Genomic DNA, 1,136 nt, shown 5'->3' with positions numbered 1-1,136 from the left:
GGCGCAGGTCGGGTGGGGGCAGGTCGGGTCGGACGGTCAGGTGGCGTCAGGCCAGGTAGGGACAGGCCAGGCGGGGGCGGTCACAGGAGGGTGGTGACGGGGATCCGGCGGAAGGTGATCGTCTCGTACGCGCTGAAGTCGCCCGTCTCGTAGAGGAGCCCGATCGTGTGCTCGTCGACGCGGACGAGGTCGGAGTACGCGGCGGGCAGCCCGTCGACGGTGTGGGCGACCCGCCAGGTCGTGCCGTGGTCGGTGCTGGCCCGTACGGTCATCAGGGCGCGGAAGCCGGGGTCGGCCGGGCCGGAGTAGAGGAGCAGGTCGGGGACGCCCAGATCGGGGTCGCTCAGCTGGAGGAGACTGCCCTCGACGACCGGGCCGACGAGGCCCGCCTGCGGCCGGAACGGCTTGATCAGGCTCGCGCCGCCGTCGGCGGAGTACGCGTCGGCGCGGGTTCCGGGGGCCGGGGAGTCGTTGCGGGTGTTGAAGTAGACGCGTCCGTCGGGGAGTTCGGCGGCGGTGGTCTCGTTGACGTTGATGTAGCCGTCGGTGTTGTCGTCGACGTAGCCGATCCGCCAGGTCTCGCCGCGGTCGTCGCTGAGCAGGCAGTGGCCGCCGTTGTACTTGCCCTCCGTGCCGTTGTCGGTGCCCGTCGGCGGGAGGGAGTGGTTGGCGGGGACGACGACGCGGCCGGAGCTCAGCTGGATCGCGTGCCCGGGGGTGGTGGCGTACCAGCGCCACTCCCGCCTCTTGGTGTCCTCGGTGATCTCCCGGGGGCTCGACCAGGTCTCCCCCTCGTCGTCGCTGTGCCGCACCCAGACCCGCCGCCCGTCCGCGGCGCTCACGGTGCCCCGGCGGATGGCGTCCTCGGTGGCGGACGCGGCGTTCCGGACGTGGACGAGCAGGATGCGGCCGGTGTCCAGCACCACGGGGGCGGGGTTGCCCGCGAGGCCGTCCCCGTTCTCGGCGGCGACCCGCAGCGGGCCCCAGCTGCGGCCGCCGTCCGTCGACCGCTTCACCACGATGTCGATGTTCCCGAAGTCCTCCCGCCCGCCGACCCTCCCCTCGCAGACTTCCCTGAGAGCGCCTTCCTGCGTACGCCCGACCGCCGGGATCGGACCGCTGGCGTGGCCTTCGCG

The 1,136-nt window shown here is 73.2% G+C and carries 1 protein-coding gene; it reads right to left on the bottom strand.

Annotation, left to right across the window (positions count from 1 at the left end; genetic code table 11):
* Positions 1–80 precede the first annotated feature (80 nt).
* The coding region (locus tag AOK23_RS43960) for a sialidase family protein (RefSeq protein ID WP_055717927.1) at positions 81–1,136 on the bottom strand (1,056 nt) is incomplete at its 5' end.

The sequence above is a fragment of the Streptomyces torulosus genome, assembly GCF_001419765.1.
Classification (GTDB): domain Bacteria; phylum Actinomycetota; class Actinomycetes; order Streptomycetales; family Streptomycetaceae; genus Streptomyces; species Streptomyces torulosus.
This window is presented reverse-complemented; position numbering and strand designations above follow the sequence as displayed.